This window comes from Marinobacter sp. 1_MG-2023 (genome assembly GCF_030549045.1).
Classification (GTDB): domain Bacteria; phylum Pseudomonadota; class Gammaproteobacteria; order Pseudomonadales; family Oleiphilaceae; genus Marinobacter.
Window position 1 is genome coordinate 991,038 of the sequence record NZ_JAUOST010000001.1, and the last position, 24,795, is coordinate 1,015,832.

Consider the following 24,795-nt stretch of genomic DNA (forward strand, 5'->3'; position numbering starts at 1 on the left):
TTTTGAGTGGGAAACTTTGAAAGGTTGGTGTCTTGGTTTTCGGACACCCTGTCTGGCTGTCCGGCCACTTTTTATCTTACTCAAAAAGGTTAGTGCTTTTAAATTAAAGTGTTATCCATGTGGCATGATTCTTTCTTTCTGTTCTGGTGCTAAAAACAAATCCAATAAGGAGCACTTCATGTCGAACATCATGTTCAACGGGATGAGTCGTATTGCTATTTCTGCACTGACTCTGTCTCTGACCTTAATGCTGCCCTCACTGTCTGCCAGTGCAGGCCAGACCGATTCCTACACCCTGCCGCAACAAGGCTACAACCAGTCCCGTGCCAGGGACTACAAGGTTTACATTCCGGATAATATCCAGTCACCAGCGCCCATGGTGATGGCCTTGCACGGGTGTAAACAGACCAACAATGATGTCTTGAATGACTGGGGTCTGAAGGCAGCGGCCGACCAGTATGGCTTTATTCTCGTTGCGCCCTACATAACCAGTTATGACGGTTTGCGAAACGAGAACTGCTGGGGTTTCTGGTTTGAACATCACCGCCATCAGGGGGCAGGAGAAGTGGAAGACCTGCACCAGATCGCGCTCGCGGTTGAGAGCAACTACGCTGTTGATTCTCAGCGCCGCTATATCACAGGTCTGTCGTCAGGCGGCGCGATGACGGTCGTTGCAGCCGTGGCGCATAATGAATACTGGGCAGCGGCTGCGCCGGCGGCCGGTATTCCCTATGGTGAGGATGCGTCGTCGGTATCCTTGACCGGCCAGTGCCCTGGAAATGCGACATTTCACAGCTTGTCTCGGGTAGTTTCCGATATGGCCGCCGAGATGGATGATGCCTATCCGATACCGCTGATGGTTTTGCAAAACGAGAATGACTGCACCGTTATAAAAGCGTCAGCCGATCTCATCCGCGACGCCCACCTGAAAGCATTTGGCGAGGCTTCTTTCGACACCCCAGCGGAAGCCCAGGCAGAGTCTGGTGCCTGCTCTCCTTACTACCAGAACAACTATGGTTGCATGCGTACCCGGTATACCCAGGATGGGACCAGTGGCGCCAGATCGCTGGTTGAAACCGTTTACCTTGACGGGCCATTGACCACACCTAACTCCCAGGATACCAATCATGGTCATTATTGGGTTGGAGGCGAGCAGGGCAACAATGGCAAATGGGCTGTTCGAACGGGGCCAAGCTATCCGGATATTATCTGGAACTTTTTCAATGGGCACAGCCGCAACGGTACCGCACCGGAAGGGTTCCCGGTGATCACGCTGATTGGTGATAACCCTGCGACAATTGCTTTAAATACCTCATTTGTCGACCCGGGTGCGACTGCCGAAGATGCGGAAGACGGATCCGTAGCGGTCACGGCGGATTGCAGTTCAGTAGATGCATCCACTGTCGGTACATATTCTTGCATGTACACGGCAACGGACAGTGATGCCAATGTGACTACGGCAGAGCGCCAGGTTGTGGTTATGGATCCGAATGCGCCCACCGAAACCTGTGAGCAGGTGACAGCCTCACCCAGCGCCCACATATCTGCGGGCCGGGCATACGCTGGCGGTAGCTATAACCTCCGTGCCTACACGAACGGTGACGATGTAGATATTGGTGGCTCTTTTGACAGCTGGAGCGATGTACTTCTTCATGAAGGTAACCCGGGCCAATGGTTCGCCAGCGAGCCTGCCGCCTGTGGCAGCAATGGCGGTGGTAACGGTGGTGGTAACAGTGGTGGCGAACCGTTTGTCTGCCAGGACTGGAATGCCAGTAACCTGAACCACAATATGGCAGGGCGCGCCTATTATGCTGGTGGCTATTACAGCACCGGAGGGGACGATTACCTTGGAGCTTTTCCAGGTGGGAATGCCTGGGTCAGGGAAAATCCGGCGGGAGTTTTTGAGAAAGGACAATGCCAATAGAGGTTGAGGATGGGGGTAGGCTCGATTGCTGCCCCCGCCCCGGGAGAGGTTTCAGACTTTCCGAAGTGACGCACCCATGTTCGTATTGGCGGCGCTTTTCGATAGACTTGGGGTCAGTAGAGGTTTGAGTTCACAAACCTTTTTGGCGACTTTTTTGGAGAAACGGTAATGTCTGACCGAACCATCTGGATAACCGGGGCATCTTCTGGCATCGGCGAGGCGCTAGCTGTTCGATATGCACGGGATGGCGTCCGTCTGGTACTTTCCGCCCGGCGGGAAAGCGAGCTGAAACGCGTCGCTGAACGTTGCACGGAAAATGGCCTTAACGAAGACCAGGTTCTGGTTTTGCCTCTCGATGTTACCGACTGGGCGGCATTGCCTGATGCAGTGCAAACCGTGCGCGGCAGGTTTGGTCATATTGACCTGTTAATCAACAATGCTGGCGTGTCCCAGCGCTCTTTGTGTGTGGATACAGATATGTCTGTCTATCGCCAGCTGATGGAAGTGGATGTGATGGGCCAGATTGCGCTCACGAAAGAAGTTTTGCCACATATGCTGGAGCGTGGCGCTGGTCATATTGCCGTGACGGCCAGCGTGGCGGGTAAAGTGGGTGCGCCTTTGCGTACCGGTTATTGCGCAGCCAAACACGCGGTTATGGGTTTTTTCGATGCGCTGCGTGCCGAGGTAGAAGGGCAGGGCATTCATGTCTCTACGATCGTGCCAGGTTTTATTCGAACGGATATCGCGCGAAATGCGCTTGCTGGTGACGGCAAAGCCTTTGGTGAGGACGATGACGATATCTCCGGAGGTATGGAGGTGAACGAGTGCGCCGAAGTGGTCGTTAAAGCTCTGGATGCGAAAAAGCGCGAGATCCCGGTGGGCAAAGGCAAGGAAATGGCTGCATTGTGGGTCAAGCGGGTGGCGCCGGAGGCGTTATTCCGGCTTGCGAAGGCCAGGACGTAGCTGGCAGGCCTGTGGGCCCGGAAGATTTCTTCAAAACAGCCCCATTTGGGGCTGTTTTTCTTTGAAATGCATGGGCTCCAGCCCATCTACTCGCTTGCTCAGGAGCTCCGTCCAGATTTCTGTCAGGGAGAGAGCATCGCCAATATCCGGCATGTGCAGGAAAAAATACGGTCGACGTTCTTCTTCGATCCAGTTGGCAACTCTCTCGACCCAGGGCGCGAGATACCGCCGGTTGGACTCCAGATCCGGGTGGCCGATGTAGCGGATTACCGGAGCTGCGTCGCCTGGAAGCAAATGCACAGGCACTCGAGGCTTCTTGCGTTGGGCTTCAATGGTGATTTCACTATCCGGCGTAGCCGAAAACAGAGCCCGGGTATCCATGCATACGCGTGCGATGCTGCGTTCACGGAGGCCACGGTTCAGCGTTTTCTCCGCCTCTCCTTTGCTGAAAAAAGCGCTGTTTCGGACTTCGACGGTGCATTGCAGGGGCGCAGGCAAACCATCAACAAATTGCCAGAGATTGCCCAGGTGTTCTGGCCCAAATGCCGCAGGAAGCTGCAGCAGAAACGGGCCGAGTACATCCTCCAGTGGCGCAACAACCGCCAGAAAGTCCCGTACGCCCGCGTCTACTCCAGAGAGCAGTCGGTCGTGAGTGATGGCACGTGGAAACTTGAGTAAAAAGCGGAAGTCGTCTGGCACCTGGGATCGCCATTGCTGGCATTGCTCCTGGCTGGGCGTCGCGTAAAAGGTTGTGTTGCCCTCAACACAGTTAAACACCTGGCTGTAACGATTCAGCGGGCTTTTGCCCTGTGGTAGCCCTCGACTCCACGCGGGGTGTTGCCACTGGGGGCAGCCAAGAAAATAGGGGAGTGCCATGGTCAGCGATTCCGGAACGTGAGGCTTTCAGGTTGCGTTATAGCTTACCGTATCCGGAATGACGATGCCGGCGGCCGCTCAAAGCCGCCACCAGAAGGCTCAAAGCCCTGAACAGTCCCATCAGAAAGGGTGCCACTAACCATAGCAGCCAACTACCGATGTAAAGCGCAGGAACAAGCAGTAACAGCCAGCCCACGAACTGAACGACAACCACTGGGTAGCCAAGCACCTCCGCCACACCTGCAAACAGATCATTGATAATGCTGGGGTGGGTGATAATCAGGTAGCCTGCACCGATAATAACTGGCCATTTGGCATAACGGGCGCTGCTCAGAACCATTTTCCCGCTGCGTGACACCCGGGCCGCCAGAGCCGCAGAACGAGTGCCGCGGCTAGCATTCTTGGTGGTGACGGCGGCAGCACGCCCAACGCGGAGTACTTTGACGGCACTGGCAAAAACCAGCATGTCCACCGATGCCCAGCCAATATCACCGGCGGTAATCTCATTGCCCAACCGGTAGTTCCGTTCCAGATCACGAAGGCCACTGGCAAAAAACTGATTCACGCCTTCCAGCACACGCTCCGTGCCGATCCACTGAGTGTCGCCCTGACTATCCACAATAAACTGGCCCAAAAAGTCGTGGCCTTCGCTCTGAATGAAGTTGACGGCGTACCAGCCGCGCTCTTCCGGTGAGAGGTCATCGCTCTCTCCATTTGATGACTGACTGTCGGGCTTTGAAGCCTCGTTAGCACCTGTAAAGTAACGTTTGGCGGCCTGATACTGACGAGACGCCTTGTTCATCCACTCGATCGTACTGATGGGCTGGTTTACAAAGTGTTGAATGGGTAGCAGAACGTCCTCGCCGTAGTGCCTGAGAATATCCCGAAACTCGGGCTCTGCTGCGTAGAGTGGGAACAGATTTCGGGCCATGTCGGGATAACGTATGAACGAGGCCTGGGCTTTCAAAAGCAGCAGAGGGTCGTCTGACATGTCCAGCAGTATCGCCTGAATGTCGACGGACTCCTGCTTAATGCCATGGAAGTCACCAAGCACGTCGCTGGCGTGAATGTTAATCAGCTTCTGCTCTATGGGGACTGGCTGGGAGGTTGTGCTGAAAATAGCCGCCATCAGCAGGGCTATGCCACAAATCAGAAGTAGCTTTTTCAAATGATCACCACCGGATATGGGTTGTACATGCCGATCAGTCTAGCCTGACCAGAGTGTAACAGGTGGTTGTATGGGGCAGGTGGCCGTAGAAATGTACTGATACGATTACTGTGTAGCCAGCAGGCGAATGGCCGTGGCGGCAGCAGAGGTCCGGTTTTCGACGCCCAGCTTGCGGAACACTTGCTCCAGGTGCTTGTTCACAGTGCGGGGGCTCATGTCCAGAATTTGCGCTATTTCCCGGTTGGTCTTGCCATTAGCGATCCACAATAATACGTCGGACTCACGCAATGTCAGCTTGAACCTGTCCCTCAGGGCTGCGGTGGCACTGGATTGGCTTTGCGGTGTTTTCAGCCGAAGCAGGTATTCCTGGCCATCTACCAATGTCAGATATTCTACCGAGTGTTGTGTATCCAGAGCATGCAACGGCATCTGGTGTCCGGGCTCCAGGTTGTGGCCCAGCCATTCAGAGAGTTTGCTGCGAATCTCCTGAAATTCAGGGTGGCCAATATCAGGCAGACACCGGCATACCTGGGGGGTGCCCCAGAGCAGGTTACCTTCCCGGTCCACCGCGAACAGGTTTTGGCCGGCCGTATCCAGCGCACTTCTGGCGCTTCGTGTCATACGGGCGTTGGCCAGATGCACATCCATACGGGCCAATAGTTCAGTGGTATTGATGGGCTTGGTAACGTAATCGACACCGCCGGCTTTCAGTCCCATTACGACATGTTCGGTATCACTCAGGCCCGTCATGAAGATAATAGGGATATCGGTGAAGGCCGGATTTTCCTTGAGGCGCCTGCAGGTTTCGAAGCCATCCATATGGGGCATGAGCGCATCCATGAGTACAACATCAGGAGTGATGTTCTGGCTGATGGTCAGCGCCTGATTGCCTTCCAGCGCAACCAGTACGGTCATGCCCGCTTCCTCCAGCGCATCGCTGATCATTCGGATGGAGTCGATCGCATCATCTACGACCATTACAACGGTTTTACGGTCATCATGAGGCTTCATGTTCGGCTACCTTAAGGAGTTCAATTATTTTCTCAAACTGGAAGTCGTTGGTGAGACTTGTCAGCTCACGAGTAAACCGCTCGTCAGCCTCACCATTGTGTTTCAGGCCGTGCAGGGATTCCAGAAGGCCCTTGCGGTGGCCTATTCGAGCCAGGCTCGCGAGCGCTAGCCGGTGCGCTATATCGGGGAGCGGAAGAGCGCCGGCTTCAGGCAACTGCAGTGGTGCCAGCGGTTCGGCGCTCTTTTCGAAGCGCCAGCCCAGGTCCATCACCCGGGCAATGGTGTCAAGCAGTAAGTTCAGCCGCACGGGTTTAATGATGTAATCATCGTACAGTGGGGTGGATTCCACCGAGTGATGGCCCTCGTTGGCATCGGCGGACACCATGACTACCGGCATAGTATGCTTTTCCGCACGCAACTGCTCGAGAACTTCCCAGCCGGTTTTGCCTGGCATGGATACGTCCATCAGAATCAGGTCCGGTCGTTCTGCTTCAACGGTCTCCAGAACCTTGAGGGCATTGCCGGTGTCAATGATTTCGAAGCCAAGCGGTGACAGCATGGCGCGGATCACCTGGCGATTCGAGGGATCGTCGTCGACCAGAAGAACTTTGCGCCGGACTCCCTGATAACCATAAATTCGACGGGTTGGAGCGGAGGTGGAGCGTGGGGTGGAACTGTGGACACTGGACAGCATAAGGCTGACTTTAAAGGTGCTGCCATGGCCCAGTTTGCTGTCCACGCTGATGTCGCCACCCATGATTTCGGTGAGTAGACGGGTGATCGTCAGTCCCAGGCCGGTGCCTATGCGGCTCTCCCCGGGGAGGCGAATACGCTCAAAGGGGCGGAAAATACGTTCAATGTTTTCCTCTGCAATCCCCTCACCCGAATCCCTGACCGTAAACTCCGCTACCTGACTGCGGTAGCGCAAGGTCAGAGAAACGCTCCCGTGGTCCGTATATTTGATCGCATTGGACAGCAGGTTAATTAGGATCTGGCGCAGACGCTTCTCATCGGTGGTCACGACCTCGGGTAGGGGATTTGGGCAGTGGTAATCAAACGCCAGCCCTTTTTCTTCAGCCTGTAACCGGAACATGGTAACCACTTGTTCCATCAGTAACCCTATACGCACCTTGTCCCGGTGAAGATCCAGACGTCCGGCTTCAATCTTGGAAATGTCCAGAAGCCCCTCAATCAGGTCTGCGAGATACTCTCCGCTGTTGCGGATGACGCCCACGGCTTCTTTTCGATGAGCTGGTATCGCCTCGTCATTCTCCATCAGCTGGGCATATCCCAGAATCGAATTGAGCGGGGACCGAAGTTCGTGGCTGATCCCAGTCAGATACCGACTCTTGGCACCATTGGCTGCCTCCGCCTGCTCCTTGGCCTCCTGTAAAGCCTGGTCAGTCCTTTTGTGCGCAACGATTTCTTCCGTCAGCAGCCGGGTTTGCCGCCGGGATTCTTCTTCGGCAACCACGCGGCTTTCATGGGCCAGAACAAATAGCCAGCAGATCACCCCGGTGACAATCAGAAGGATAAAGAAAACCTTCCACAAGGTAATGGAAAGCACCAGGGCTTCAGGTACCGAGGCGACGGGTGTTTTAAAGTAAATGAGTGACAACAGCAGGCCTGATAACCCGTTGATCAACAGAAGAAGCGTCAGAAAATGGCCAAGACGAGAACGCAGGCGGTTCAGTATTGCTTGAGGAATCAGTTTGCTCAGAAATTCCTGGAGCTGCTCGTGATAGCCCGCGCCAGGCTTGCAGGAGTCACCACAACGGGCATCAAGTGAGCAACACAGGGAGCATATGATGCCCGCATAGGCGGGGCAGCTGGTAACATCTTCAGGTTCGAAGCTGTGCTCGCAGATGGTGCACTGCACCAGTTGATGGTCCGTGGCAAGCAGAACGAAAGGGCGAGCCGTATAAAAGCGTCCTCCCGTTTGCCAGGCGATCAGCGGTGCCGTTATCAGCGCAGTGCCCAGGGCAATGAAGTGGGACAAGGCCTGAGCGTACATTCCAAAGGCACCGGTATGACAGGTAATACCTACCACGGAGGCCGCCAGCATGGCGCCAACGCCTACGGGGTTGATGTCATAAAGGTGTGCCCGCTTGAACTCGATATGAGGAGGGCTGAAGCCAAGCGGTTTGTTGATCACCAGGTCAGCCACCAGTGCTCCGACCCAGCCGATGGCAATAATGCCGTAGAAGCCCAGGGTTTCCTCAAGCGCCCGGTACACTCCCAATTCCATGACCAGCAGTGCAATAGCCACGTTGAAAAACAACCAGACTACGCGCCCCGGGTGGCTGTGAGTCAAACGGGAGAAGAAGTTTGACCATGCGATAGAGCCGGCGTAAGCGTTGGTCACGTTGATTTTAAGTTGGCATAGAATTACAAAAATGCCCGCCAATGCCAGGGATATTTCCGGGGAATGGGTGATGTAGTTGAATGCCACAAGGTACATCTGGGTCGGATCGGCCGCCTCCGTCACAGAAATGCCCTGATTTAGTGCAAGTACGGCCAGAAACGATCCGGCCAGAATCTTGAATATGCCGACTACAATCCAGCCTGGCCCACCGGCCATGACGGCTAACCACCAGCGGCGTTTTTCTTTCTGGTTCTGGGGTTCAGGAATAAAACGAAGAAAATCCACCTGTTCGCCGATTTGGGCGATGAGAGAGAAAACAACCGCTGCCGCAGCGCCAAACGCCATAACATTGAGCCCTTGCCCGGCCACAGGGCTAAGACCTTCAAACTGTGTCCAGTCGCCGACGGAAGAGGCGTCGGCGTAGATTATGAATACGAAGGGAGCCAGCTGTAACAGAATCCATACAGGCTGCGTCCAAACCTGAAACCGGCTTATGGTAGTAATGCCGTGTATGACGAGAGGGATAACGGCTACTGCGCAGATCAGATAGCCAATCACCAGGGGAATATCGAACAGCATTTCCAGGGCCATGGCCATGATGGCAGCTTCTATGGCGAAAAAAATGAACGTGAAGCTGGCGTATATGAGCGATGTGATGGTTGAGCCGATATAGCCAAAGCCGGCGCCGCGGGTGAGCAGGTCAATATCCACACCGTAGCGTGCAGCGTAGTAACTGATAGGGATGGCAGTCAGAAAGATCATGAGACCGACCGCAAGAATAGCCGCCACCGCGTTGTCAAAGCCGTAGTACAAGGTGATGGAGCCGCCAATGGCTTCCATGGCCAGAAATGAGATTGCGCCCAGAGCTGTATTGGACACCCTTCCTGCAGACCAGCGTCGAGCGCTCTTGGCGGTGAAACGCAGGGCGTAGTCTTCGAGCGTCTGGTTGGCGACCCATTGGTTGTATCGACGCCTGACCCTGAAGATATTCTGTGTTGCCGCCATTGCTGTCTTGTCTCTGTATATGAAGGTTGCCCGATTTTGGTGCGTTTTAGTGCTTCTTTATGTCGGGCAGGGAGGTATTTACAACTTTTATGCCAGATTTCACCTTGCGGGAGTGAACGGATCTGATTATACCGTGCGAGTGAGGTATTGGCCTGTGCAGAAGGAATGCGTCAAATGACGTAGTCTGCTGGGGCGATTACCGAATGGGCGCCTATGAAGGGGTCTAGCAGAATGTTTGGGGTAGGCGCTGTGCTCTCCTGAGGGTGCGCAGCACCGGCTTTCCAAACACTGTGAGGATTCACCATGGGTACGACAGATACAACCGCCATCGGGCGGTCAGATGGCAAAAGATCAGGGTTTCGAAAGAGCCTGATGACACTGGCGGCGTCCGTCATGCTGGCGACATCTGTGCAAGCGGCCACGCCGAGCACAGCTGAGGTCAACACCACAGGGCTGGCGGTTACCGATGACACCGTCACGGTCGGTATTCTGCACTCAATCACCGGCACAATGGCGATCAGTGAGATCGGTTCGGTGCAGGCGGAAAAACTTGCCATCGATCAGATCAATGCCTCGGGCGGCGTTCTCGGACGCCAGATTGAATATGTTCAGGAAGATGGCGCCAGTGACTGGCCGACCTTCGCTGAGAAAACCCGTAAGTTGCTGCGTCAGGACAATGTTGCGGCTATTTTCGGTGCCTGGACCTCCGCATCACGTAAAGCCATCCTGCCGGTAATTGAACAGTTTAACGGCATGCTGTACTACCCGACGTTCTATGAGGGTCTGGAGCAGTCCCCCAACGTTGTCTACACCGGGCAGGAAGCGACTCAGCAAATTCTCGCAAGTATCGACTGGGCAGTTGAAACCAAAGGTGCCAAGACATTCTACCTGCTGGGTTCGGATTATATCTGGCCACGTACTTCCAACAAGATTGCCCGCAAGCACATCGACAAGCTGGGCCTGAAAGTGGTGGGTGAAGAGTACTACCCACTGGGCCATACCCAGTTCAACTCGGTTATCAACAAAATCAAGCTTCGTAAGCCTGACGTGATCTTCGCATCAGTTGTGGGCGGCTCCAACGTAGCTTTCTACAAGCAGATGAAAGCTGCGGGTGTTGATTTCACCGACGAGAAGCCTCTGCTGCTGACCATCTCCGTAACCGAGGACGAAATTCGCGGTATCGGTGGTGAGAACGTGGAAGGTATCTATGCGTCCATGAAGTACTTCCAGAGCCTTGATAACCCCAACAACAAAGAGTTTGTTGCGGCGTTCAAGGAAGCCTACGGCGATGACATGGTTATCGGCGACGTAACTCAGGCGGCCTACCTCGGCCCATGGTTGTGGAAAGCAGCGGTTGAGAAGGCAGGTTCCTTCGATATCGACAAGATCCGCGAAGAGTTCGCTGGCATTGAGTTCGACAAGGCACCTGAAGGCTATGTGCGTATCCACGAGAACCATCACCTCTGGTCCAAAACCCGTATCGGTCAGGCTCAGCTTGATGGCCAGTACAAAGTGGTTTACGAGACCGAAGAACTGATGGAACCAGATCCGTTCCCGGAAGGTTACCAGTAAGACCGGATAGCCGGTGCCTTCGGGCGCCGGCGTCCATTGTCGCTATAACGGGAAGTACGTTGGTTTGAACGGGAGATTGGGTCATGTTCGATGGCTACACCAGCAGTGAATTGATGTCGATATTTGCCATGCAGGGGTTTGCCGGGCTCTCCCTGTTTTCAGTCTTCGTGCTGATGGCCTTGGGCCTTGCAATTATTTTTGGTCAGATGGGTGTGATCAACATGGCCCACGGGGAGTTCATGATCCTCGGTGCCTACACAACGTATCTGACATCCGGATTTTTCCAATCCTATCTGCCAGGACTATTCAGCGGTTACTTCTTTATCGCCATGGTTCTGGCCTTCTTTATTTGTGCCGCGCTGGGAGCACTCGTTGAGTGGCTCATGATACGGCATCTCTACCACCGCCCCCTCGACACTCTGCTTGCCACCTGGGGCCTGAGCCTGATCATGCAGCAGGCGTACCGCTCTATCTTCGGAGCCCGGGAAGTGGGTGTTGATCTACCAGAATGGATGATGGGTGCAATCCCGGTAACCGAAATGGTCGACCTGCCAATCAACGGCCTCTTCGTTATGGTCATCGCACTTTCGGTCGCGGTGGGTGTGTACTTGCTTATGTATCGCTCCGGCTACGGCAAGAAGGTTCGTGCTGTGGTTCAGAATCGCCCCATGGCGGAAGCCGTGGGCATCAACAGTGCGGGTATAGACCGGGCTACCTTTGCTCTTGGCTGCGGCATTGCCGGTATTGCCGGAGCTGCATTCACCATGATTGGCTCCACCGGCCCCTCGTCCGGACAGGCCTACATCGTTGATACCTTCCTGGTTGTGGTGTTTGGCGGTGCCCAAAGCCTGATCGGCACGATTGTATCTGCCTTCGGTATATCGCAGGCCCAGTCCACCATGGAGTTCTTCCTCAGTGGTTCCATGGCCAAGGTACTGACCCTGCTGGTTGTTATCGGAATTCTGATGATACGTCCGGAAGGACTTATGGCCCTGAAGGTCCGTCGCTAGGAGATTGTCATGAAGCATTCACCCCTTATGAAGTGGTTTGTCTCCCGAGAGGGACTGTATTACCTGGCATTGGCCTTCCTGCTGGTGGTTCTTTTGCCGCTTACGCTGGATTCGTTCCGCCTGAACATGGTGGGTAAGTATCTGACTTATGCATTCGTTGCGATTGGCCTGGTGATGTGCTGGGGCAAGGCTGGCATCCTCAGCCTGGGCCAGGGCGTGTTCTTTGGTCTTGGCGGTTACTGCATGGCCATGTTCCTTAAACTGGAGGCCTCCACGCCGGAGGCCACAGCTATTCAGTCCACGCCCGGCATCCCGGACTTCATGGACTGGAACCAGCTCACCGAGCTGCCGTGGTTCTGGGAACCGTTCCACAGCTTCTCGTTTACCTTGTTGGCTGTTGTTGGTGTGCCGGTTCTGCTGGCGTTCGTGATCGGTGTTGCCATGTTCACCCGGCGTGTGGGTGGCGTGTATTTCGCCATCATCACCCAGGCTATCGCTGCGGTCCTGACCATCCTGATTATCGGACAACAGGGTTATACCGGTGGCGTGAATGGTATTACCGATTTGCAGACCCTCATGGGCTGGGACATCCGCACCGATGAGGCCAGAAATATCCTGTACTTCATCTGCGTCGGTATGCTGTTCCTCTGCTTGTTTGCAGCACGTCTTGTTCAGAACCGTAAACTCGGCCGTATTCTGGTTGCCATGAACGCTCAGGAGATGCGAGTGCGTTTCTCCGGCTATGACGTCGCGGCTTTCAAGATCTTCGTATTCTGCCTGGCTGCGGCGTTCGCCGGCATTGGTGGCGCTCTGTTTACCCTCTTGGTGGGCTTCATGTCGCCGTCGTTCATTGGCATCGTTGCCTCCATCGAGATGGTCATCTTCTGTGCCCTTGGTGGCCGCCTGTCCATCCTTGGTGCCGTTTACGGTGCTCTGCTGGTAAATGCCGCCAAGAGTGGTTTCTCCGAGTCTTTCCCCGAGCTTTGGCCTTTTGCCATGGGTGCCCTGTTCATCGGCGTGGTGCTGGCGTTCCCGGATGGACTTGCGGGTCTCTACAAGAGCTACGTTATGCCCCTGGAAGACAAGGTATTCAAGCGCAACAAGAGTAAAGCCGTACCTGTGGGGACCAGTCAGACTGCTGAAAAAGCCGATGACTACAGTCCGATGGCAAACACCTACAGCCCGGAGAAATCGTGATGAGCATAGCCAAGAGCAAAAGCGGGGATTTTCTGCTGGCAGTTGAAGGCCTGACCGTCTCCTTCGATGGTTTCAAGGCAGTGGACGACCTGTCCTTCTATCTGGACCCCAAGGAAATCCGGGTCATCATTGGCCCTAACGGCGCGGGTAAGACCACGGTTCTTGATCTGATCTGCGGCAAAACCAAGGCCACATCCGGGTCCATCAAATTCGCGGGGAAGGAACTGACCAAACTCAAAGAGCACCAGATTGTTCATTCGGGCGTTGGCCGGAAGTTCCAGACCCCGTCGGTGTTTGAGGACTTGACGGTATTCGAGAACCTCGAGGTCTCCTATCCACAAGGCCACAGTGTGATCGGTGCGCTTGCGTTCAAGCGGGATGCGGCGGTTATTGAGGCTGTTGAAGACGTAGCGAAAACCATCTTCCTCACCGAAGCCCTGCACGAACCTGCTGCGCTCCTCAGTCACGGCCAGAAACAGTGGCTGGAGATCGGCATGCTACTGATTCAGAAACCAGACCTGCTGATGCTGGATGAACCGGTGGCCGGCATGTCTGTGGCGGAAAGGAAGAAAACGGCGGAACTGCTCCGGGTGATCACCAAGGATCATACGGTTCTGGTTATTGAGCATGACATGCAGTTTGTCGGCGATATCGCTGACCGGGTCACGGTCATGCACCAGGGCAAGGTTCTCTCGGAAGGATCCATCGATCACGTGAAGTCAGATCCTAAAGTCATCGAAGTCTACCTGGGGCATTGATCATGTTAAGCATCAAACATCATTTGGTGGCCTATGGCCAAAGCACCATCATCCAGGACCTGAACCTCGATGTGAAAAAAAACGAGATTGTGGCTGTGGTTGGCCGCAATGGCATGGGCAAGACCACACTGATGAAATCTCTCGTTGGCATGACGCCAACCAAAGGGGGCGAAGTCAGCCTGGACGGTGTTGATCTGACCCGCCTCAAAAGTTTTCAGCGTGTGCGCGCTGGCATCGGCTTTGTTCCTCAGGGGCGGATGATCTTTCCGACGCTCACGGTGCGGGAGAACATTGAAACCGGGCTCGCCGCAGTGGGCGAGAAGAAGGTACCGGAAGATCTGTATGAAATGTTTCCGGTGCTGAAGGAGATGCAGAACCGGCGGGGCGGCAACCTGTCGGGTGGTCAACAGCAACAGTTGGCTATTGCCCGGGCATTGGCGACGCGGCCGAAGGTGCTGCTGCTCGACGAGCCCACTGAAGGCATTCAGCCGAACATTATCAAGGAAATTGCTCAAACCCTGCGACGCATACGCGATGAGCGTGGGCTGTCAATTGTGGTCTCGGAGCAGGTTTTGAGTTTTGTAATGGATGCTGCGGACCGGATTCTGGTGATCGAGAAGGGCGCGATCGTCCATGAAGAGAGCCGGGCCGAGGCAGATCAGGAGAAGATTGCCAGTTATCTGGCTGTTTAGTTTGGTGCAAGCCGCTGCGGCGGGTTACTTCTTCCGAAACTCGCCGTGAATACATCCATGTAGTCTCGGACGCGGCATCCCTGCCGCGTACGGTTTCGGAAGAGGTATCCCGCCCCAGCGGCCCAAAATTCTGAGTAAGATTTTCGGGAGAGTAATTTATGAGACACGGTGATATTTCCAGCAGTAACGATACCGTTGGTGTGGCGGTAGTGAACTACAAGATGCCCCGGTTACATACTAAAGCCGAGGTGTTGGATAACGCCCGCAAGATTGCGGACATGATCAAGGGTATGAAAGTCGGCCTGCCGGGTATGGATCTGGTGGTGTTCCCGGAATACAGCACCATGGGCATCATGTACGACAACGACGAGATGATGGAAACCGCCGCTACGATTCCTGGCGATGAAACGGCGATTTTCTCTGCCGCCTGCCGTGAAGCCAATACCTGGGGTATTTTCTCCCTGACTGGCGAGCGTCATGAGGACCACCCGAATAAGGCCCCCTATAACACTTTGATTCTCATCAATAACGAAGGTGAGATTGTTCAGAAGTACCGCAAATGTATTCCCTGGTGCCCGATCGAAGGCTGGTATCCGGGTGATACCACATACGTCAGCGAAGGCCCGAAGGGCATGAAAATCAGCCTGATCATCTGTGATGACGGCAACTACCCGGAAATCTGGCGGGATTGCGCCATGAAGGGTGCCGAGCTGATCGTTCGCTGCCAGGGCTATATGTACCCGGCCAAGGAACAGCAGGTGATGATGTCCAAGAGCATGGCCTGGGCGAACAACTGTTATGTGGCGGTGGCAAACGCATCCGGCTTCGACGGTGTCTATTCCTACTTCGGACATTCGGCAATCATCGGCTTTGATGGTCGCACTTTGGGTGAGTGTGGTGAGGAAGATATGGGGATTCAGTATGCCCAGCTTTCTATCAGCCAGATTCGCGATGCCCGTGCCAATGACCAGTCCCAGAACCATCTGTTCAAACTGTTGCACCGTGGCTACACCGGCGTTCATAGCTCCGGCGATGGCGACAAGGGCGTGGCGGACTGCCCGTTTGACTTCTACCGCACCTGGGTCATGGACGCCAAACAGGCACAGGAAAACGTAGAGGCCATGACGCGAAGCACCATCGGTGTGGCGGAATGCCCGGTTGGTGCGCTGCCGGTAGACGGCAAAGAGAAATCGGCTGGCGAGTAATCACTAACTGCCCTTGAAGGGAGCCTGTATGCCTTGTATTAATGATCGAATTGAGGCCAACCGACGCGTGATTTCGGAGAAGGAAGCCCCGCCAGGCCTGAGGCAGACGCGCTATACCTTTGATCCTGACCATATTGCCCGAACCCTGAAAAGGCGAATTGTCGGGCAGGATGATGCATTGCACCGCCTTGATAGCCTGTTTCAGGTTGTCCGGGCGGACCTTGGTTCAAAGGACCGGCCCTTGGGCGTATGTCTGCTCATGGGGCCCACAGGTGTGGGCAAGACGGAGACGGTCCATATCCTGTCGGAGCTGATTCACGGCAGCCGTCAAGCGTTGTGTCGCATCGACATGAACACGCTGGGCCAGGAACACTATGCGTCTGCGCTTACCGGGGCTCCCCCGGGTTATGTCGGGAGCAAGGAAGGCCACACCCTGTTCGATGCGGACAAGATTCAGGGCAGCTACAGTAAGCCGGGCATTGTACTGTTCGACGAATTGGAAAAAGCCAGCCCGGAGGTCATCCGGACTTTATTGAATATCCTGGACACAGGCGTACTGACCCTGCCGGCGGGAAACCGCACGATCAACTTTCACAACACCCTGATCTTCCTCACAAGTAACCTGGGTGCTGCTGAACTGCTGCGTTATCAGAATGGTTTTCGGCGTGGCTGGCGAAAGTTTCTCAAGCCCAGTCAAACCTCTGAATCGAGAATTCTGGATGAAGCGCTGAACCGCCGCTTCGACCCGGAATTCGTTAACCGAATTGACCTCATCTTACAGTACCAACGCTTGCCTGAGCGCGAGTCGGCAAAATTGCTGGATCTTGAGTTGGATAAACTGCACCGCCGGTTACGGGACCACCGAGTCGAGCTGGAGGTGACGCCAGCGGCCAGAGACTATCTGTGCCGCGATTACGATACCCGTTATGGCGCCCGCGACCTGGCCAGGCTGGTGCGCAATGAATTGGGGCCTGTCGTCGCCAGGGCGACACTGTCGAATCCTGCGGCGGCGGGCTTTGTGGTGGATTGCGTGGACCTGGGGCTGATTGCCCGACCGCAGTCTTGATGCGCCGTTCGGCTCGCATTTTGCTCAGTTTGTAACCCGTATTATCGATCGTTTTACCGAACTACGTTATTTGACGCATTTATGAAACGTTATAACGTTTTAAAATAGCATTGCAGCTGTTGAGAATTTAATCGGACATTATTCAGGAGTCTTAACATGGCGAGTACAGGTAGTGTTAGCGCTTGGGAAGAAGCGCTTCTGGTTGCAATGATTCAGTACCCCGTTCCGGTCATCAAAGGGCCGGAGGATATCCAGGTTCAGGTGGACCAGATTTGCAAGGCCCTCGCCTCGACTAAAGCGGGCTACCCCGATCTGGATCTGATTGTTTTCCCCGAATATTCCACCCAGGGCCTGAATACGGCGATCTGGACCTACGACGAAATGTTGTTGACCATCGACAGCCCTGAGATAGACCAGTTCAAAAAGGCGTGTGTTGATAACGACGTCTGGGGCGTATTTTCGCTGATGGAGAAGAACGAGGACCCATCAAAGCCCCCATACAATACGGCCATCATCATCAATAGTGACGGCGAAATAGCACTGCATTATCGCAAGCTGCAGCCCTGGGTGCCGATCGAGCCCTGGTCGCCAGGGAACTATGGTATGCCGGTATGTGATGGGCCCAAGGGATCCAAACTGGCGGTTTGTATCTGTCACGATGGCATGTTCCCGGAACTGGCCCGCGAGGCCGCCTACAAAGGCGCCAACGTTTACATTCGCATCTCCGGTTACTCTACACAGGTCAACGACCAGTGGATCTGGACCAACCGTACCAATGCCTGGCAGAACCTGATGTACACCATCTCGGTGAATCTGGCCGGTTATGACGGTGTGTTCTATTACTTCGGTGAGGGTACTGTCTGCAACTATGACGGTAATGTGGTCCAGCAGGGGCACCGCAACCCATGGGAGATAGTAACGGCGGAGCTGTTCCCGAGACTGGTGGACAAAGCGCGGGAAAACTGGGCCCTGGAAAACAATATTTTCAACCTGGGGTGTCGAGCCTATGTTGGCCAGCCCGGAGGCAGTACCGAAAATTACCTCACATGGGTCAAAGATCTTGCCGAGGGCAATTACAAGCTTCCCTGGGATGATAAGGTCAAGATCCGGGATGGCTGGAAATACTATCCTGACGGGGTGAAGTTAGGGCCCATGCCTAAATAACTGTTCGCTCCACGTAAAAGCCTGAAGGTAACATCAGCCACCTCCCGCCTACGTTAAATGACGTAGGTGGGTGGTGTTATTAACGAATGGTTGTGCCCAGTGGATTCATCAATAGTGAGCACGTTGATGTTTACTAGATTATTTTGATTCGCTGAGGAGTTACCACGATGGCCGAAACCCTGATCAAGATCGATAGAAGCAAATCTGCTTACGAGAATGAGCAAATTCATAACCGCTGGCACCCGGACATCCCCATGGCCGCGACGGTTAAGCCAGGAGATGATTTTGTTCTGGAATGCTACGACTGGACCGGCGGGCAGATCAAAAACGACGACTGCGCAGACGATATCCGCGACGTGGATCTTACTCAGGTGCATTTCCTTTCGGGACCTGTTGCCGTCGAAGGCGCAGAGCCCGGTGACCTGTTAGAAGTAGACATTCTGGATATTGGTGCCTTCCAGGACAGCCAATGGGGTTTTAACGGCTTCTTCGCCAAGAAAAACGGTGGCGGCTTTCTTACGGAGCATTTTCCCGAAGCCCAAAAATCCATCTGGGACTTCAACGGCATGTTCACCAAATCCCGCCATATTCCCAATGTGGAATTCGCGGGCATGATTCACCCCGGTCTGATTGGCTGCTTGCCGTCTAAAGAAATGTTGACGGAGTGGAACCGCCGGGAGAAAGAACTTTACGACACCGAACCGAACCGGGTACCTGGGCTGGCCAACATGCCGTATGCCGACACTGCCCACTTGGGTAAACTGGCCGGTGACGCTGCCAAGGAAGCCGCAGCAGAAGCGGCCCGTACCGTGCCTCCTCGCGAACACGGCGGCAACTGCGACATCAAGGATTTGTCCCGGGGTTCCAAAGCTTATTTCCCTGTTTATGTGAAAGGTGCCGGCCTGTCGGTGGGCGATCTTCACTTCAGTCAGGGCGATGGTGAGATCACCTTCTGTGGTGCGATCGAAATGGCTGGTTGGATTCACCTGCGGGTAAATCTGATCAAGGATGGTATGTCCAAGTACGGCATCAAGAATCCGGTGTTCAAGCCCAGTACCATCAAGCCTCGTTATGAAGACTACGTGATCTTTGAAGGCATTTCGGTGGATGAGGAAGGCCAGCAGCATTACCTGGATGTGCAGGTAGCCTATCGCCAGGCCTGCCTGAACGCCATTGAGTACCTGACCAAATTTGGTTATACGCCAGCTCAGGGCTATGCACTGCTTGGCTGCGCGCCGGTCGAAGGCCATATCAGTGGTGTGGTAGACGTACCCAATGCCTGTGCAACCCTGTGGTTGCCGACCGAAATCTTCGACTTTGACATCAATCCCACGGCAGAGGGCCCAACGAAGATGGTTACCCCGGGCATCGACGTACCCCTGTCTCCGGACAAGGAGTAACAAGCCATGCCGTTGTATGACTACAAGTGCCGCGAGCACGGTCTGTTCAAGGAGCTAGGCACAGTAGCGGAAGCTGGCCATCCGGCAAACTGTCCAGAGTGTAAGGTGCTGTCGCCGCGAGTGATCCTTCTGCCGCCAGAGGTGCTCGCCATGGACCCGGCGCTGCGCAAGGCGCAAGCCCGCAATGAGAAAGCCCGGCATGAGCCGATTATCTCCACTGCGGACCAGCGTGCACGGGATGCAGACCATCGCAAGAGCTGTGGGTGCAAGAAAAAATCAGACGGCAAACACATGCTGTTCTATACCGCTGACGGGAAAAAGATGTTCCCCTCCATGCGGCCCTGGATGATCAGTCACTGATCAGACTGCGTTTAATGTTTCAAGTTTTAGCCCCTTCGGGGGCTTTTTTTGTTCCTCGCATACAGTGGCGTTGAGCACAGTTCAGGTGTGTTGGTGCAAGGTGCAACGCCCGTGCTCATCGAACACACACGCAGTCACGGTTAATGCTTCTTCCTGAGCAGCCAGTTTTAACAGGCCCGCCCTGTTCGTTTGATGGGCCATGCTCGGCGAAAGTGGTTTGTATGAAGCACTCGGTCGTTCAGACGCTCGCGCCAATTCTGCTGTTGCATGGTCAGGTTGCTCCTGCGCAGAAAGTGATGAGGGCCGCAGAGGGGCCTGTGCTGAGACCTTACTGCCACTGCCCGGGCCACCTCCGGAATTCATCCTCACCAAAGGCCCGAAGAGGGTTACGCCACTCGGGCCCAGTTTCACGAAACTACCGCCGGCTTTCAGGGTTACTTCTGCACCGGCCTCAATAACGATCTTCATGCCTGCCTTATGGTGTATCTCGTTGCCTGCTTCGATGAGTTGGGCTTTACCGAATTTGCTGTGATGGCTGCCGTTAACTGTGAGGCTGAAGTCGCCACCGATGTTTTCCCGGTACTCGCCGTTTACGGTTGCGTGATCCTCGTTTTTGATATGGGTGAACTGATCGTTCTCGACGGTCAGGTGGCGCTCATTTTTGATGACTTCAGTGCGGTTGTTTTCCGTAAGCAGGTCGAGATCTTTCTGGGCGTGGATGTAAATTTGTTCGCTATCTGTTTCATCCTCAAAGCGCAGTTCGTTACTGCCTTCACCCTTGTGTGTCCGGGTTCTCAGGGTGGTGCGGGTTTTGTGCTCAGGTAGCGCGTAAGGGGGTGTATTGGTGGCGTGGTGTGTTCTGCCGGTGATGATGGGCTGATCAGGATCGCCATCAAGAAAAGACACGATCACTTCGTGGCCAATTCTCGGCAGCGCCATGAAACCATATTGCCCACCCGCCCAGCCCTGGCTTACGCGCAGCCAGGCACTGCTGTGTTCGTTGTTCTTCTTGTTCTCTACCTCATTTCTCCGCTGGCGCCGGTCCCAGGGGAAGCGCACTTTTACCCGGCCGAACTCATCACAGTGAATCTCTTCACCCTCGGGGCCTGTCACTATGGCAATTTGCGGGCCGTCCATCAGCGGGCGGTGGTTGCACAGGGGGCGCCAGGTTTTATTAGCTGGAACAGCGCTGAACCGATTGTGATAGGTGGTTGGCGCGGTGCCACTTTCTTCTGCCAGTGCCTGGGGCTGATCGCCCACATGGGTTACAGACGTCAGTAGCCAGTCACGGTTCAGTTTTTCGGTTTCGTGGTGGGTGAGTTCGACTTTTGCACCACAGGTGAAGTCTGGTCGGTTACTTTCGCCGTTGGCGGTGATGGCATCGTTTCTGAGTGCATCCAGGCGCGCTTCTGTGAACGACTGACCACTAGAGTCGGCTTTGAATCGGCCCGGGTAATCGAAGTGTTGATAATCCTGGCGTTGATTTGAGCTGGCGGCGTTCTGTTCGTGAAGAAGGTTGTAGGCGGGATTCTTGAAGGTATAGTCCTTCATGGCAATGGACGCGGCTCGAACTCTTTCTTCATAGCGGAAGCGGAACACCGCAGGCTGTTGGCTGCTGCTGCCCGCTTTACTATTGTAATCGGCAGCTTCCAACCTTGGTGCGTCGCCGTGGTGGTCGGCAAGGATCAAACAGGGCTGTCTCTCTTCTTCGCTGTCATCGTCCAGGCTGCCGTGTTGGTGCCGGTAGTGCCAGCCTTCCTCTGCTGCCAGTCGCTCAATAAACGCCAGGTCGCTTTCCCTGTGCTGCACGCAGTATTCCCGCTCCTGTGGCGCCCGCTTGAGATCAAACACCGAATCCACAATACCCCTTTCTTCCAGCAGGGTGCGCACTATGGTGTCAGTGGTTTGAGTCTGGAATATACGGCTGTTGTGCATCAGCCCCAAACGCCATAGTGGCGGCTGAATGACCACCTCGTAGAGGGTGCGGCGATGGCCTGTGTCGCCTCGGACAAACTCGTTCACCACGCCGGTAAAGCGGCGCAGGGGAATCCCGTCCTGCCAGACCACCAGATTCACCGGTTGCTCCAATATATCGGAGGCCTGGATTCCGGGGTTTGTGCTAGCCATGATCAGTCGGCCATGGAAAAGCTCCGAAAGACCTTCGGTAAGTGCAAAACTGACGACAGAAAATACATCTGGGGAGAGCTCACCGACACGCGCAGTGAACTGCAATCCGTTTGCCTGGGGCATATCTTCAATCCTTGAAGGTATGTTTATCTGGTGATAAATCTGAGCTGGAAGTTACCAGTGCTGGTCAGGAAAATCCAGTGGCCGGGTCATGCCTTCACGCATACAAAGATTGCGTTTCCTGATGTATTGTCCCACGGAACGATCCTTTCGTAGTCGTGCTCAAGAATATGAACATCGAAAAAGGACTGAAGGATTTTTGTCAGTTCTTCAAAACCTGAAGCCACCATAGGGTGTTCGTCCTCCCAGGAGTGGGTGATGCCCCCGGTTGTTTTTTCGATGCTGAGTTTCAGAGACTGCTTTTCCCCCTCTCCAGGGTAGTGCCATGCGGAGCGGAAGGTGAAAAGGCTACCCCCTTGAACGACGGTGTGTTGTTCAAACAGGTTGTTGTCGATTTTGTTTTTATCGACGGAATTGAAGCAAAACATGCCGCCTGGCTTTAGCGCGCGATGTGCGCTGGCAACACATTGCTTCAGCTTTTCGATGCCATCGCTGTAGTGGATGGAATACAAAAAACAGGTGATCAAATCCAGAGGTTCATCAACCTCAAAACCGCACATGTCGCCTAATAGAAGCTGTGCTTCCGGGCACCGGCTTTTTGCCTGATCCAGCATGGGCTGGTTTACGTCCAGACCGCTACTCTGATATCCGAAGTCAATAAAGTGGCGAATATGAGGGCCGGTCCCGCAGGCCAGGTCCAGATGCGTCTGTCCGTTATTGCCGAACAGCTTATGCAGCCGCTGAACGCCGTAGCTTTGTGCGTGATAGCTGATATCCGAACACATTAAGTCGTAATAGCCAGACAGATCGGTGTACAGATAATTGGAGGACATGGCAGCCTGAAGGTTTTAGCGGGAACGCGATATGGCGGCGCATCGTAAACCAATCAGGCCTGTTTGCGAAGCAGATAAAATGATTGCCGGAAGTTAGCTTGCTTCCGCAGCTTCCTGTCTGGGATTCCGGGGATAATACCGTTCCGGCAGTCGCTCGATGTGGGGGAAGAACCGAGTGTCCTTATACGGCATCTTCATAAAGCCCGATACACCCAGCCCGCTGATCTGATTTACGGCGGCCAGGATTTCGTCAAGTCGCTGGCGAAATTCGTCTTCTTTCTCCGGATCAAGCAGGCAGTACTGGCTGTGAATTTTCAGATGGCGGGGCAATGCCTCAAAAATAATCATGCCGGTGTGGCGAATCGTGTTGAGTGCTTCCAGGGACTTGATAATGGTTTGCGGCAGTACCAGAAATTCCTCCGGGTCTGGACCGTCTTCAAAGTAGGAGTGTACCCGTGAGCGGTCTTCTACTTCCGGTGCCGAGCTTACCTGATAGGGTATTCGCATTTCCCGTGGTGCCAGGAATGGTTGGTCTGGCTCGTCGCGCTCAATGTGCAGAGTATCCCGGGCGTTGAACAGGCAGCTTTTGAAGATACCCTGGCGGTAAATTGCCTGAGCCAGGTTAACCATGTTGTTCACGGCCGTGGTGAAGGCGTTTTTGAGCTCCGGGTTGTGCAGATTCAACGAAGTATCCACGTAAATACCGTCAGGTTCCCAGCGCACTGCCAGCCCGCCTTCCACTGGGTAACGGCCAAGCCTGCTGACGGCTGCCAGGAACGCTTTTTCGGTTTCCCCCATGCCCTGCATGAAGTTTTTATAGTAGCGGTCGAGTTGCACGTCGTTGACGTCGTTCAGGGTTTCCGGAGCTCCTTCCTGACGGAGAAAGGATTTCCGGGAACTATAAACCACGGTGTCGATTTCCCGCCCGGAAAGCCGCGTCCAGATTGGTACCAGCGGTGTGGGTGCAGGTTCTGGCAGGTCGATCATCACTGTCCGCCCCATGCGGGGCATTTCTTTCAGATAATAGTCACCGGCCTGCCTGCGCCGTTCAGGATCCGGGTTCAGCATGCCTTCGAGCATGCGGGCGAACTCCATGGGTAATCCTAGCGATGTGGCGGGTATGGCCTGGTGGCCAAAGCGGCAGGACTGTCCGGAGGCGAGCGCGTACAGGGTGGCTGCTGCACCTTGCTCGTCAAACCTCGGGGAAGATAAGCCGCCATACAGTTGTTCTTCGCCAATGAAGTAGACGTCGCCAAGGCGGGCGTTGGTCTGCTGCAGGTTATCCGACATCAATTCCATGACATTGGGGCTCAGGAACTGTTGGTTGGCGTCCAGCTGGGCAAATACCGAAGAGCCCCAGTCGATCAGGGCAATGTTCTCGGTTTCTCCGTCAAAGACCAGATTGGAGGGCTTGATATCGCCATGAACGATGGGGCGTTTGTCGCTGCCGGACTCGCGCCGCAGATTGCGCAGGATATCGGCTAACTGATCAGCGATGCGGATAATCAGACGCGGGCTCAGCCGGCCTTGCTGCAGGGATACTTCCTCCAGGTTAAAGCCGGGTGCCCGCTCCATGACCAGAATCGGCTGTTTGCCGGCGCGGTGAAAGGCGATCAGGCGAGGCACCCGGAGGTGCTCTACCTGTTCCAGAATATAGGCTTCGTCCTCCAGCCGGTCGTGCAGGTGTTGGGGCAGGGTGATGCGGGTGAACTTGAACACGTGTTCGAGATCACGCGCACCTTCCAACTGCAACCGGCCTGAAAACACGAAGCCATAGGCGCCTTTTCCAATCATTGCGATGTCGTCGTAGCCCATCTGCCGGAGCTGCGTTGTACACAACGCCACCCAGTCTTTCAGCTTTCTCGCATCATCGTGACTGAGCAGATAAACCGACTGCTCTTCCGGGATGTAGAATTGCTGCAGCTGGGACGGTTGCGGCGACTGCGACATCGGCTGTGATGGGTCTGATGGCGCCATAC

The 24,795-nt window shown here is 54.8% G+C and carries 19 protein-coding genes; 12 read left to right on the top strand and 7 right to left on the bottom strand.

Features of this window, described 5'->3' with window-relative positions; translation table 11 throughout:
• Positions 1–178 precede the first annotated feature (178 nt).
• Entirely contained in the window at positions 179–1,924 is a 1,746-nt protein-coding gene (locus Q4606_RS04580) for a PHB depolymerase family esterase (protein WP_303596362.1), read from the top strand.
• Positions 1,925–2,092: 168 nt separating this feature from the next.
• Complete coding sequence (locus tag Q4606_RS04585) at positions 2,093–2,887, top strand: SDR family oxidoreductase (protein ID WP_303596361.1); 795 nt, start codon at positions 2,093–2,095, stop codon at positions 2,885–2,887.
• A 30-nt stretch (positions 2,888–2,917) separates the two neighbouring features.
• Here the strand turns inward: Q4606_RS04585 and Q4606_RS04590 are convergent, their stop codons facing one another.
• The 4 genes from Q4606_RS04590 to Q4606_RS04605 form a co-directional block, all read right to left on the bottom strand.
• On the bottom strand, positions 2,918–3,763 hold the full coding sequence (locus tag Q4606_RS04590; protein ID WP_303606807.1) for a DUF72 domain-containing protein: 846 nt from the start codon (positions 3,761–3,763) through the stop codon (positions 2,918–2,920).
• A 37-nt stretch (positions 3,764–3,800) separates the two neighbouring features.
• Entirely contained in the window at positions 3,801–4,931 is a 1,131-nt protein-coding gene (locus Q4606_RS04595; RefSeq protein WP_303606808.1) for a hypothetical protein, read from the bottom strand.
• A gap of 105 nt (positions 4,932–5,036) precedes the next feature.
• Positions 5,037–5,942, bottom strand: coding sequence for a response regulator (locus Q4606_RS04600; RefSeq protein WP_303596358.1), 906 nt, complete (start codon positions 5,940–5,942; stop codon positions 5,037–5,039).
• Positions 5,929–9,312, bottom strand: coding sequence for an ATP-binding protein (locus tag Q4606_RS04605; RefSeq protein ID WP_303596357.1), 3,384 nt, complete (start codon positions 9,310–9,312; stop codon positions 5,929–5,931). The genes Q4606_RS04600 and Q4606_RS04605 overlap by 14 nt, the downstream gene beginning before the upstream one ends.
• A gap of 393 nt (positions 9,313–9,705) precedes the next feature.
• On the opposite strand from Q4606_RS04605, the gene urtA reads away from it, so the two are divergent.
• The 10 genes from urtA (at position 9,706) to Q4606_RS04655 (ending at position 19,736) form a co-directional block, all read left to right on the top strand.
• On the top strand, positions 9,706–10,884 hold the full coding sequence (urtA, locus tag Q4606_RS04610) for an urea ABC transporter substrate-binding protein (RefSeq protein ID WP_303596825.1): 1,179 nt from the start codon (positions 9,706–9,708) through the stop codon (positions 10,882–10,884).
• An 83-nt stretch (positions 10,885–10,967) separates the two neighbouring features.
• Complete coding sequence (gene urtB / locus Q4606_RS04615; protein WP_303596356.1) at positions 10,968–11,894, top strand: urea ABC transporter permease subunit UrtB; 927 nt, start codon at positions 10,968–10,970, stop codon at positions 11,892–11,894.
• 9 nt (positions 11,895–11,903) lie between these two features.
• Positions 11,904–13,091, top strand: coding sequence for an urea ABC transporter permease subunit UrtC (gene urtC / locus Q4606_RS04620; protein WP_303606809.1), 1,188 nt, complete (start codon positions 11,904–11,906; stop codon positions 13,089–13,091).
• Positions 13,091–13,849 (top strand): urea ABC transporter ATP-binding protein UrtD, encoded by a 759-nt coding sequence (gene urtD, locus Q4606_RS04625; protein WP_216007385.1) that lies wholly within the window; start codon positions 13,091–13,093, stop codon positions 13,847–13,849. The genes urtC and urtD overlap by 1 nt, the downstream gene beginning before the upstream one ends.
• Before the next feature lie 2 nt (positions 13,850–13,851).
• Positions 13,852–14,541 carry an urea ABC transporter ATP-binding subunit UrtE gene (urtE, locus tag Q4606_RS04630; RefSeq protein WP_303596354.1) on the top strand — a complete coding sequence of 230 codons (690 nt, stop codon included), beginning with the start codon at positions 13,852–13,854 and terminating at the stop codon, positions 14,539–14,541.
• Between the two features lie 158 nt (positions 14,542–14,699).
• Complete coding sequence (locus tag Q4606_RS04635) at positions 14,700–15,746, top strand: aliphatic amidase (RefSeq protein WP_303606810.1); 1,047 nt, start codon at positions 14,700–14,702, stop codon at positions 15,744–15,746.
• Between the two features lie 28 nt (positions 15,747–15,774).
• Positions 15,775–16,812: an AAA family ATPase gene (locus Q4606_RS04640; RefSeq protein ID WP_303606811.1), complete on the top strand. Its 1,038-nt coding sequence runs from the start codon at positions 15,775–15,777 to the stop codon at positions 16,810–16,812.
• Positions 16,813–16,968: 156 nt separating this feature from the next.
• Positions 16,969–17,976: a formamidase gene (locus Q4606_RS04645; protein WP_303606812.1), complete on the top strand. Its 1,008-nt coding sequence runs from the start codon at positions 16,969–16,971 to the stop codon at positions 17,974–17,976.
• A gap of 167 nt (positions 17,977–18,143) precedes the next feature.
• The gene (gene fmdA, locus Q4606_RS04650) at positions 18,144–19,376 is read left to right on the top strand and encodes a formamidase (protein WP_303596351.1); all 1,233 of its coding nucleotides are present in this window, start codon (positions 18,144–18,146) and stop codon (positions 19,374–19,376) included.
• A gap of 6 nt (positions 19,377–19,382) precedes the next feature.
• Positions 19,383–19,736, top strand: coding sequence for a zinc ribbon domain-containing protein (locus Q4606_RS04655; RefSeq protein WP_303596350.1), 354 nt, complete (start codon positions 19,383–19,385; stop codon positions 19,734–19,736).
• 81 nt (positions 19,737–19,817) lie between these two features.
• On the opposite strand, the gene Q4606_RS04660 is transcribed toward Q4606_RS04655, so the two are convergent.
• The 3 genes from Q4606_RS04660 to Q4606_RS04670 form a co-directional block, all read right to left on the bottom strand.
• On the bottom strand, positions 19,818–21,986 hold the full coding sequence (locus tag Q4606_RS04660) for a type VI secretion system Vgr family protein (RefSeq protein WP_303606813.1): 2,169 nt from the start codon (positions 21,984–21,986) through the stop codon (positions 19,818–19,820).
• Positions 21,987–22,072: 86 nt separating this feature from the next.
• The gene (locus tag Q4606_RS04665) at positions 22,073–22,816 is read right to left on the bottom strand and encodes a class I SAM-dependent methyltransferase (protein WP_303606814.1); all 744 of its coding nucleotides are present in this window, start codon (positions 22,814–22,816) and stop codon (positions 22,073–22,075) included.
• A 93-nt stretch (positions 22,817–22,909) separates the two neighbouring features.
• Positions 22,910–24,793 (bottom strand): phosphotransferase, encoded by a 1,884-nt coding sequence (locus Q4606_RS04670; RefSeq protein ID WP_303606815.1) that lies wholly within the window; start codon positions 24,791–24,793, stop codon positions 22,910–22,912.
• Between the last annotated feature and the right edge of the window lie 2 nt (positions 24,794–24,795).

Bases quoted from the DNA above. Each gene is read 5' to 3' on its own strand.
- Q4606_RS04580 (WP_303596362.1), top strand. From the start codon at position 179: ATGTCGAACATCATGTTCAACGGGATGAGTCGTATTGCTATTTCTGCA.
- Q4606_RS04585 (WP_303596361.1), top strand. From the start codon at position 2,093: ATGTCTGACCGAACCATCTGGATAACCGGGGCATCTTCTGGCATCGGC.
- Q4606_RS04590 (WP_303606807.1), bottom strand. From the start codon at position 3,763: ATGGCACTCCCCTATTTTCTTGGCTGCCCCCAGTGGCAACACCCCGCG.
- Q4606_RS04600 (WP_303596358.1), bottom strand. From the start codon at position 5,942: ATGAAGCCTCATGATGACCGTAAAACCGTTGTAATGGTCGTAGATGAT.
- Q4606_RS04605 (WP_303596357.1), bottom strand. From the start codon at position 9,312: ATGGCGGCAACACAGAATATCTTCAGGGTCAGGCGTCGATACAACCAA.
- urtA (WP_303596825.1), top strand. From the start codon at position 9,706: ATGCTGGCGACATCTGTGCAAGCGGCCACGCCGAGCACAGCTGAGGTC.
- urtB (WP_303596356.1), top strand. From the start codon at position 10,968: ATGTTCGATGGCTACACCAGCAGTGAATTGATGTCGATATTTGCCATG.
- urtC (WP_303606809.1), top strand. From the start codon at position 11,904: ATGAAGCATTCACCCCTTATGAAGTGGTTTGTCTCCCGAGAGGGACTG.
- urtD (WP_216007385.1), top strand. From the start codon at position 13,091: ATGAGCATAGCCAAGAGCAAAAGCGGGGATTTTCTGCTGGCAGTTGAA.
- urtE (WP_303596354.1), top strand. From the start codon at position 13,852: ATGTTAAGCATCAAACATCATTTGGTGGCCTATGGCCAAAGCACCATC.
- Q4606_RS04635 (WP_303606810.1), top strand. From the start codon at position 14,700: ATGAGACACGGTGATATTTCCAGCAGTAACGATACCGTTGGTGTGGCG.
- Q4606_RS04640 (WP_303606811.1), top strand. From the start codon at position 15,775: ATGCCTTGTATTAATGATCGAATTGAGGCCAACCGACGCGTGATTTCG.
- Q4606_RS04645 (WP_303606812.1), top strand. From the start codon at position 16,969: ATGGCGAGTACAGGTAGTGTTAGCGCTTGGGAAGAAGCGCTTCTGGTT.
- fmdA (WP_303596351.1), top strand. From the start codon at position 18,144: ATGGCCGAAACCCTGATCAAGATCGATAGAAGCAAATCTGCTTACGAG.
- Q4606_RS04655 (WP_303596350.1), top strand. From the start codon at position 19,383: ATGCCGTTGTATGACTACAAGTGCCGCGAGCACGGTCTGTTCAAGGAG.
- Q4606_RS04660 (WP_303606813.1), bottom strand. From the start codon at position 21,986: ATGCCCCAGGCAAACGGATTGCAGTTCACTGCGCGTGTCGGTGAGCTC.
- Q4606_RS04665 (WP_303606814.1), bottom strand. From the start codon at position 22,816: ATGTCCTCCAATTATCTGTACACCGATCTGTCTGGCTATTACGACTTA.
- Q4606_RS04670 (WP_303606815.1), bottom strand. From the start codon at position 24,793: ATGGCGCCATCAGACCCATCACAGCCGATGTCGCAGTCGCCGCAACCG.